The 9449-nt window shown below is 42.1% G+C and carries 14 protein-coding genes and 1 pseudogene; all 15 read left to right on the forward strand.

Annotation, left to right across the window (positions count from 1 at the left end; translation table 11 throughout):
• Positions 1-28 precede the first annotated feature (28 nt).
• Positions 29-442 (forward strand): hypothetical protein, encoded by a 414-nt coding sequence (locus tag B5G27_RS11940; protein ID WP_087179082.1) that lies wholly within the window; start codon positions 29-31, stop codon positions 440-442.
• A gap of 113 nt (positions 443-555) precedes the next feature.
• Positions 556-1215, forward strand: coding sequence for a suppressor of fused domain protein (locus B5G27_RS11945; protein WP_087179083.1), 660 nt, complete (start codon positions 556-558; stop codon positions 1213-1215).
• Positions 1216-1249: 34 nt separating this feature from the next.
• Entirely contained in the window at positions 1250-1957 is a 708-nt protein-coding gene (locus B5G27_RS11950) for a hypothetical protein (RefSeq protein ID WP_143449711.1), read from the forward strand.
• A gap of 125 nt (positions 1958-2082) precedes the next feature.
• The gene (locus tag B5G27_RS11955; protein ID WP_087179085.1) at positions 2083-2595 is read left to right on the forward strand and encodes a hypothetical protein; all 513 of its coding nucleotides are present in this window, start codon (positions 2083-2085) and stop codon (positions 2593-2595) included.
• A gap of 245 nt (positions 2596-2840) precedes the next feature.
• Positions 2841-3107, forward strand: a pseudogene (locus B5G27_RS16940) (DUF3795 domain-containing protein); the annotation flags it as partial.
• Between the two features lie 371 nt (positions 3108-3478).
• A complete protein-coding gene (locus B5G27_RS11965) occupies positions 3479-3940 on the forward strand; it encodes a spore coat protein CotJB (RefSeq protein WP_162611242.1) in 462 nt (153 codons plus the stop codon).
• A complete protein-coding gene (locus tag B5G27_RS11970) occupies positions 3940-4545 on the forward strand; it encodes a manganese catalase family protein (RefSeq protein ID WP_087179110.1) in 606 nt (201 codons plus the stop codon). Before B5G27_RS11965 ends, B5G27_RS11970 begins: the two co-directional genes overlap by 1 nt.
• Positions 4546-4661: 116 nt before the next feature.
• The gene (locus B5G27_RS11975; RefSeq protein ID WP_087179087.1) at positions 4662-5540 is read left to right on the forward strand and encodes an SDR family oxidoreductase; all 879 of its coding nucleotides are present in this window, start codon (positions 4662-4664) and stop codon (positions 5538-5540) included.
• Positions 5541-5664: 124 nt separating this feature from the next.
• Positions 5665-5808 (forward strand): hypothetical protein, encoded by a 144-nt coding sequence (locus B5G27_RS16060; protein WP_162611243.1) that lies wholly within the window; start codon positions 5665-5667, stop codon positions 5806-5808.
• Between the two features lie 30 nt (positions 5809-5838).
• A complete protein-coding gene (locus B5G27_RS11980) occupies positions 5839-6213 on the forward strand; it encodes a hypothetical protein (RefSeq protein WP_087179088.1) in 375 nt (124 codons plus the stop codon).
• A gap of 247 nt (positions 6214-6460) precedes the next feature.
• Positions 6461-6877 (forward strand): pyridoxamine 5'-phosphate oxidase family protein, encoded by a 417-nt coding sequence (locus B5G27_RS11985; protein WP_087179111.1) that lies wholly within the window; start codon positions 6461-6463, stop codon positions 6875-6877.
• Positions 6878-6929: 52 nt separating this feature from the next.
• Positions 6930-7577: a flavin reductase family protein gene (locus B5G27_RS11990; RefSeq protein ID WP_087179089.1), complete on the forward strand. Its 648-nt coding sequence runs from the start codon at positions 6930-6932 to the stop codon at positions 7575-7577.
• Between the two features lie 94 nt (positions 7578-7671).
• On the forward strand, positions 7672-8004 hold the full coding sequence (locus B5G27_RS11995) for a DUF3795 domain-containing protein (protein ID WP_087179090.1): 333 nt from the start codon (positions 7672-7674) through the stop codon (positions 8002-8004).
• A gap of 55 nt (positions 8005-8059) precedes the next feature.
• Positions 8060-8791 carry a CPBP family intramembrane glutamic endopeptidase gene (locus tag B5G27_RS12000; RefSeq protein WP_087179091.1) on the forward strand — a complete coding sequence of 244 codons (732 nt, stop codon included), beginning with the start codon at positions 8060-8062 and terminating at the stop codon, positions 8789-8791.
• Positions 8792-8822: 31 nt separating this feature from the next.
• Positions 8823-9389 carry a CPBP family intramembrane glutamic endopeptidase gene (locus tag B5G27_RS12005; protein ID WP_162611244.1) on the forward strand — a complete coding sequence of 189 codons (567 nt, stop codon included), beginning with the start codon at positions 8823-8825 and terminating at the stop codon, positions 9387-9389.
• Positions 9390-9449 lie beyond the last annotated feature (60 nt).

The raw sequence follows: 9449 nt of genomic DNA on the forward strand, positions 1-9449 counted from the left end.
AATTGGAATTTTACAAGGGAAGATTGCTGTGAAAAATAAAAAGATCCGCTTAATAATTGCGATAGTATTTGTTTTAATAGCTGCTTTGACCATATGGTATTTTATGCCAACTACTTTTTTGAGTAAAGTTAACCCGTCCGATATAAAATCTATATCTGTTTTTGATGGCAATACAGGTGAAAGTTTTGATTTTAGCGATAGAGATGAAATACGTTATGTTGCAGAAAATATACAAAGCACCAAAATGAAGAAAGATACGCTCTCCATAGGATATATGGGTTATAGTTTTCGTATAAGTTTCTTTGATGAAAATGGAAAGGAAATTGAGAGCTTCATTATAAATAGTTCCAATACAATTCGCAAAGACCCGTTTTTCTATCGTTGTGACGGCGACCTGTGCTTTGATTATTTGAAAGAGCTTGAAGAAAAATATTCAAGCTGAACGGCTGCTTCGCCCTTGTTTCAAAATTGAATTCATACCCGCACCTGGATATGTTATGGAGAGCTATCTCATAATAAGTGATTCAAAAAAGTATATACAAGGAGACCATATAAATGACACGAGAGGAATATATAGCAAGAATGAATTCAGAAGATGACTGGGCTCCCGGCTGGGATGCGGTCGAAGAGGAATTTAACCGGCTGTACCCAGGCAGAGAACCGTCTCATTATGGCACGGAGATCCATGCAAGAGCCATATTTGGCGGAGATAATTATCTTGACGGCTATTCGATCTATGATTCGGGAAAAGGCTATCAGCACATTGTTACATTTGGGATGAGTGAGCTTTATACCGACGAAGATGCTTTCGGAGGCGAGTACAGCCGGTGGGGTTATGAGATGACCATAAAGCTGAAGGAAGGCAGAGCCGAGGACTGCCTCTGGGCGTTGGACATGTTGTCAAATCTTGCCCGGTATACCTATACGACTGAAAGATTCTTTGAAGCCGGAACGTGTGTACCGGGAAATGGAACGCCGCTTCATATCGGAACAGATTCTCTGATCACAGCGCTTATCGCGGTGAATGATACTTCCGCGCAGACGCTGGACACTGTCCATGGAAAAGTGGAATTCATCCAGTTTGTGGGAATAACGGAAACAGAGCTGAACAAGATACGGGAAGACCTCGATAACCTCCCGATTTTGATCGGGAACATGAAAAAGGAAAATCCGGAGCTGATCACAGATATGAAGCGAAAAAAGTCTTATCTGTAAAAAGATATAAAAATATATGCCGAGGCGCTGTAAGGTGAAGATTTCAGGAACAAAATCACACATACAGATCGAAGATGAAAATGGAAATATCGCAAGGTTTGTCGGGGAGTCATGCTTTGGGGAATTTTATGCATATGCCAGTCCGATCCAGTGGATCCGGCACAGAGGCATGGTAACGGATGAGGATCGGATGGATCTGATCTATCGGGCAACCAGATATGGAAAAGAGAATGGTACCAGAATCCTGTTTTTTGATGATGATCGCAACGTGATGTTCGAGACAGAGCTGGGATTGAAAACAGAAGTATATTTTTCCAAAAGTGAGCTCCTTTTTCCGATAGTTGTAGTTTTATCTCTGTTTTTCTCTGCGCTGCTGATCGCTGCATTGGATGTGGTGAGCCTGGAATTTTATCTTGCATTTTGTACAGGATCTGTGTTGTTTGCCAGTCCCTTTCTCGTCTGGGGACTAAGGATATGCAGGTTTCGGATCACTGCGGAGGGCTGCTCTGTCACGGTCACTCCAACAGTCGGAAAAACTGATACGTTCCCTGTGAGTGCAATTACTCGGATTATCCGCAAGACAAGGAAGGATTATGGATATGATGAAATAAAAAAAATCCGGATTTATACCAATAGGAGACGGATCACAATAAACCGTGAAATAGAAGGAATCGACGATATGGATGCCTATCTTATGCGGCATGTCGATGCAGAAAAAATTATTACGGAAAAAGCATTTTGATCAAACCCAGAATGTTCATTTAGCCGTCGTATGGAATATATGTCTTGTTCCGAAGCAACGCAGAAATTGAGCGGTTGGGTTTGTTTGTGCTATAAGTTAACAGTAAAACCAGGCGGGCAGTGATTATGCAAAAAATAAAGATTATCCCATTAGTGGGAATAGAATTTGATGATATAACGATTGCATTGTATTCTTCATGTGAAGATGTAAAAAACTTATTGGGAGAACCTTATAGTACACGGGATGATTCTCTATATTATTTTAACAATGAATTACGATTTGATTTTGATGATGACGGAAAAGTAGAATTTATTGAGTTCCTGGGTTCAATTGATGGGGAACTGCAGCCGATCATCTACGATGTACCTGCTTTCCAGAGCAAAGCTGATACTTTGTATAATATACTTAGGGAAGAAAACCGTGGAGATATTGATGACAGTGAAGATGGATACTCGTACGGATTTTTAAATATCAGTGTTGGAGTATACCGGTCCTCTATTCCCAAAGATGTTGAAGAAATGATAAAAGAAGCAGATGAGGCTGGGGAGCCAATGGACGCAGGAGACATTGAAGAGGAGAGACGAAAAGCGGACTATTGGTCTACGATCGGCATTGGCATTAAGGATTATTACAGATAGCTTCCGGGTAATAGTAGTTTGTATCATCGTCGGACTGAACACTCGATTTACCATATGACTTTCTTTATCGGGGATGGAGATGCATTTCTCACGCTGGGATGTACCTTGAAAGAGATACAGGATTTCTGTGCATATTGAGAAATACGACTGATATAAGGAGAGAGCGAAAATGGCGGCTTCAAATATAAAATCAGCAGGCACAGTTTGCTGCGGATTTGAGAAACGCTCTGGGAGGAAAATAATCTATGAGAGATATGATTGGTTACTGCGGGCTGGACTGCGAAAAATGCGATGCATACATAGCGACTGTCAATGACGATCAGACATTGCGGGAGAAAATAGCGAAATTATGGGCAGAGTTAAATAACGCGCCTATTCTGCCGGAACATATTAACTGCGTGGGCTGCCGTGCGGACGGAGTAAAAACAGTATTTTGCGAGCATATGTGTGAAATCCGTAAATGCGCTTTGAGCAAAGGCGTTTCCACTTGCGGTGACTGTTCTGAGGTGGAAATTCAGACCCAGCGCATCATTGATTCTCTACAGCAGTATACCTATCGCAGGACGCCGGGCACTTTATTCTCTGACGGTTCTTTATCAGATTTTGGAGAATGGATGATCTGTATTTACATATATAGGGACAATGAGCTTGTCAACACTGTAATTGTCTCGGATGCGGGTGACATATCTGTAAACGACAGATGCTACAGTATGCAGGATTCCTCAGAGCTTATTCAGCAGATAACAGAGATTCTCTGATCTCACCCTGACGTCAGCTCAACGTGTTCAGCTGCTAATTTGAAAAAACTCCCTCGGAACATTCAGATTGGTTCGGCAGATAATAATCATGAAACCGATCATGTTTCAGAAGGGAGTTGTTTTTTGTGCAAACGCAGAATGCTCATTTAGCCATCGCATCCGTCCCGGTCCAGAGCTGGGGAGAACTGTACGATCAGGATGCGGCGCTGAAAACAGGAACTATTTTTAAAGATCTGGATCTTCCGTTTTTTGCAGCTGATCAGATTCCGGGGGCTCTGTCTTCTCTGGAGGATTCCCTGAAGAGCCCGGAAGAAATAAGGTGGCGCGATAAAATGCTGGAAGTCCAAAAGGTCAGTTTTATGATGGATGACCTGAGGCTGTATCTGGATACGCATCCCGAAGACCAGGACGCCCTGGCTGTGTTCAGGGATGCTGTGAGACAGAGAAAGCAGACGCTGTCCGAATTTGCGGAGCAGTTTTATCCTCTGACTCCGGACTGTATGGCGGAAATATATGAAAAGGAGCCTTCCTCATCGTGCTACTGCTGGCAGAAAGGCGCGGCTCCGTGGGAAGGGGTGTGCTGCTGATGTGGATCTATGAAAAAAGGCTTCAGTACCCTGTGAGGATCACAAAAACCTGTCCGAAGACGGCGCAGCTTATCATCAGCCAATATGGCGGGCCGGACGGGGAATTGTCCGCTTCCATGCGGTACCTTTCCCAGCGTTATACCATGCCCCTTAAATCCGTAGGCGGACTTCTTACTGATATCGGAACAGAAGAGCTGGCGCATATGGAGATCATCTGTGCCATGGTATACCAGCTGACAAAAAACCTGACGGTCGAGGAAGCGAAGGCAGCAGGCTTTGACGCTTATTATATTGACCATACGTCCGGGATCTGGCCGCAGGCGGCGTCCTCACTGCCGTTTTCCGCGATGGAATTTCAGTCAAAGGGAGACGCTGTGACCGACCTGACGGAAGATCTGGCTGCGGAACAGAAGGCTCGTACGGTATATGATAATCTTCTGCGGATGATACCGGACCCGGAAATACGGGAACCTCTTAAGTTCTTAAGGGCAAGAGAGATCGTGCATTTCCAGAGATTCGGAGAGGCTCTGGAGCGGACGAAAGAAAAGATGGATGAAAAAAATTATTATTACTTTAATCCTGAATTTGACAAGGAGATGCTGTAAATCATATAACGTAAACAAGGAATGTACAAAAGGCGGACCGGATGGATTTCCGGCACGCCTTTTGCCGTTCTGAATAATGTATAAGTGAGAGAAGAGTGATACAGGAAATTAAAAATATGAAACAATGTATAGACCAGAAATATTTTCCGAAGCGTTTTCCGGCGCAGCATCAGGACTGTCAGCCGGGCATCGAATCATGGATGGAGCCGCTCCCGGTATTTGACGATCCGTGTTACCGGGGGAGCGGGAAGCTCAGAGGCAAGACTGCCCTGATCACAGGCGGGGACAGCGGGATCGGCAGGGCGGCAGCGGTCGCTTTTGTCAAAGAGGGGGCAGATGTCGCCATTGCTTATCTGAACGAGCGAAGCGATGCGGAAATGACAAAGCAGTATATAGAAAATATGGGCGGAAACTGTCTGCTCCTTCACGGGGACGTCAGGCAGGAATGCGTGTGCAGGCAGATCGTACATGAGACAGCGTCGAAGTTTGGGAAGATCAATATCCTTGTCAATAATGCCGGCGTACAGTTCCCGCAGCAGAGGATCCAGGATATTTCGGAAGAGCAGCTCTATACGACATTTGAAGTGAACGTATTTTCAATGTTCTATTTTGTAAAAGCAGTGCTGGACCACGGCGTCGGGTGCGAGAGTATCATCAATACGGCATCCGTCACCGCCTATCAGGGGGAAACGGATCTTCTGGACTATTCGGCGACAAAAGGAGCGATCGTATCCTTCACCCGGGCGCTGTCCAAGTCGCTTGCGGAAAAGAATATCCGGGTCAACGCAGTCGCTCCGGGACCGATCTGGACTCCGCTCATCCCGGCATCCTTTTCGGCGGAAAAGGTGGCAAGGTTCGGTCAGGACGTGCCGATGCGCCGTGCAGGCCAGCCATGCGAACTGGCTCCGGCATATGTATATCTTGCGTCAGGAGATTCGTCTTATGTGACCGGGCAGGTGATCCATGTGAACGGCGGGACGATCACTGGGAGTTGAGAGGAAGATCATATGGCAAAATGGAGCAAAATGAAATGTAAAATTAACTGTACACAATATTCCATCTAAGTTACAATAGATAAAAAGAATCTGATAATTTCGGATATCTTAGGAGGCGGTGTGCATGGAAAAACTGACGTTTAAAAGACAGCTCTTTTTTGGAATTGTACTTATCATTGCCGGAAATATACTTGCCTTTACTTTCTTCAGCGGGGATGGAGATGCTTCCTGTTGGCATGGGGATTCTTATTTATTTTTTCGCTTGTGATCAAGAACTTGGAGAGATTGGAGGTATCCTATGAGACGAGAATTAGGCATTGCCAGATGTGGTCTTGCGTGCTGCCTATGCACAGAAAAGGCCGACTGCGATGGATGTGGCTCAAACGGCTGTCCGGATAATGATTTCTGTGAGAATAAAAAATGTTCAACAGCAAAAGGACTGACACATTGTTATAAGTGTGAAGAAAATTGCAGGCAAGGATTATTGAGCAAAATTAAACCATACTCATTTACCTTATTTGCAAAAAAGTATGGGGAAGAAAAGCTTTTGGACTGCTTAGAGAGAAATGAGAAAAACGGAGTTGTGTATCATAGAGAGGGCTTAAACGGAGATTATGATGATTTTGATGATGTGGATCAGCTGATGAACTTTATCCTGACAGGAGTGCGATAAATTCTATCTTGAAGATATCAAAAGATAAAAGAAGAGCAGAGGACTTGGGAATAGAAATGGGGGACAAAAGATATGGAATGGATAGCGCTTATAGTAATAGCAGTTTTTGCCGGAATATTAGGGTTATATTATATTGTGAAATGGGCAGTAAAAGATGCATTAAGAGAATATTTTAGGGATAAAGATGCCTGATGTATACCAAAATAGCCTGACAGTCTGGTGTCGGCAGGGCAAGGAGGACGAGCCTGTGAAAAAACTAAGTGAAGACGCTGAGAAAATAATGGCGGAAAGATTTGGAAAAGATACCATTATTGCATTGGCGACAGTAGAAAATGAGGTGCCTTCTGTGCGCTATGTAAACGCTTATTACGAGGATGGCGCATTTTATATTATTACATATGCACTTTCAAATAAAATGAAGCATATAGAAAACAACCCTGCTGTTGCAATAGCTGGCGAATGGTTTACGGCACATGGGAAGGGTATCAATTTGGGATATTTCGGGAAAGAGGAAAATTGTCGGATCGCCGGGAAATTGAAAAATGTATTTTCTGAGTGGATCGACAATGGGCATAACGATTTTGAGGATGAGAATACTGTGATTTTATGTGTAGAATTAACTGATGGTCTGTTACTTTCACATGGAATAAGGTATGAGTTTTAGTCTGCAGCTTTGAGTCGCTATGCTTTGTTCATACTGAATCGGGAGGTGCACTATGAAGATCGAAATCGGAAAAGATTTACCAAGGTATTTCAAACCGGCATATCCGGAGGAATTTGACTTGTTTTCCCATTTTGAAGTGACGGCGGGAATACCCACTGTTTTGTTTGCCGTCACGACCTGGAAGGAAAACGGAAAGCCGAATGTCTGCTTTCATTCGTGGAGCTGCTTCCACGGGGATAAGAATGCTTTCTTCGCCGTGTTGGGCAACTTGTATCAGCATACCCACACCTATGCCAATATCCAAAGGGAAAAATGCTTTTGCATCAACTTCCTTCCTGTAAGTTCCTATGATAAGCTGGTAAGCACCATTCATTACAACGAAATGGACGATGACGAATTCTCGGCAGGAGGCTTTACGGTTTCCAATGCAAAGACTATCCATGCACCTACGGTCAGCGAAGCATTTCTCACGATGGAATGTACCTTGAAAGAGATACAGGATTTAAGCGGTGCGGGGATTACGGCTATGGTGATCGGGCGGGTGCAGCATATCTCTGTGGAGGAAGCCTACGCACAAGGGTATGAATTAAGATATGGAAAGAACGGATTTATGATGTTGATCCCCGCTCCGCAGGATCTTGTCACCGGAGAACCGAATCAGTCGGCGATCGCTACTGTACATATTGAGAAATACGACTGATATAAGGAGAGTGCGAAAGTGGCGACTTCAAATATAAAAGCAGCAGGCACGGTTTGCTGCGGATATAAGAAACGCTCTGGGAGGAAAATAATCTATGAGAGATATGATTGGGTACTGCGGGCTGGACTGCGAAAAATGCGATGCATACATAGCGACTGTCAATGACGATCAGACATTGCGGGAGAAAACAGCGAAATTATGGGCAGAGTTAAATAACGCACCGATTCTGCCGGAACATATTAACTGCGTGGGCTGCCGTGTGGACGGAGTAAAAACAGTATTTTGCGAGCATATGTGTGAAATCCGTAAATGCGCTTTGAGCAAAGGCGTTTCCACTTGCGGCGACTGTCCTGAGTTGGAAATCTGTGGGACTGTCGGGGCGATCATTTCAAATAATCCTGTTGCTTTGGAAAATTTGAAAAAATAAATACATAGAGTAACAACTTGGAATTTGTAGGGCTCAATAGAAAAGGAAATCAATTATGAAACATAAAGTTTTAGCTATATATAAATCACTATTATGGTGTTTTGTGGTTTTGTTATTTCCAATTGCATCAGGGACAATATCGGTAATTTTAACATTAGATACTATTACAACGCTATTTTTGCAAGGAATTTTTATGGCATTAGCTTTAATTCCACCTGCTGCTTTTGTCTTTAGTGGTAAGTGGCAATGGAGAGAAGTTGGATTTGCACCGTTTGATTTAAAAGGTTGCAAAAAAGTGTTATTTTTTATTCCTCTTCTTGTTATTTTTGTTCCAGTAGCCATTAAAGGATTCTATATAAAATCAATTGGATACGTGATAGGTAGTTTATTTCTGTACCTATTTGTAGGGATATCGGAGGAAATATACTTCAGAGGGATAATACCTCAATATTTAAAAAAAGAATTTTCGACTGAAGGAATCGTGTTATTGTCTACCATTATTTTTGGTATTGGACATGTCGCAACAGCATTCACTGGAAGCAATATATTTGAGATTATTTTAACCGTACTGAATGCTTTTATTTTCGGTTGGCTTGCAATGGAGATGACTATAATATCGTCCAATATTATTCCTGCATTTCTGGTGCATTTTCTCTTTGATTTTGAAACAAAAATCGTAGTGATGAACGGCAAAGAATTGCTAGTTGCGGAGATTGTTCGAGGGATATTGATGTTCATTATAGCCAGTTGGTTTGCTGCCGTTATATATAAGCAAAGAAAGCGTTAAATTCCAATTTGTAGAGATGATAGGAGTATTTATGAATAAAAAGTTAGTGAAAGAATTTTTAATAATAACATTTGTTATAATGCTAATATTTTGGGGTGGTTGTGCTTTAATTAGTCAAATATTTAACTTGACAATAAATAATATATTTTTAAGGATTATGCACATTATCGGGGGATTCTCTCCAACTATTGCCTCTTATATATCACTAAAGAGAAATAACAAAGTTAAGAATTTAAAAGAATGGTTAAAAAAGATATTTGATATAAAACATAATATTTGGACTTATATTTTAGTAATTTTATTTGTATTGATTTATTATGTTTTGGGGTGTGCAATAAATGGATTTAAATTTGGTGCTCCTATATTTATGCTTATAGTAATTTTACCAATGATGTTATTTGGTGGTGGAAATGAAGAAGTTGGATGGAGAATGATTTTACAACCTGAATTGGAAAAGAAATTTGGATTTCATATAGCAACAATCTTTACTTCTATTATTTGGTGGTTATGGCATTTACCAATATTTTTTATAATAGGAACAGCAAATGCAAATATGAACTATTTTCTTTTTGGAATAATGTTGTTGCTGATTTCATGAGCTGTCACCAGACTGCTCTCATGAGTTGTCTTTAAGTTGCTAAGTTTACTGTCACCGTGA

It is taken from the genome of Lachnoclostridium sp. An76, from assembly GCF_002161355.1.
In the GTDB taxonomy this organism is placed as follows: Bacteria; Bacillota; Clostridia; order Lachnospirales; family Lachnospiraceae; genus Mediterraneibacter; species Mediterraneibacter caccavium.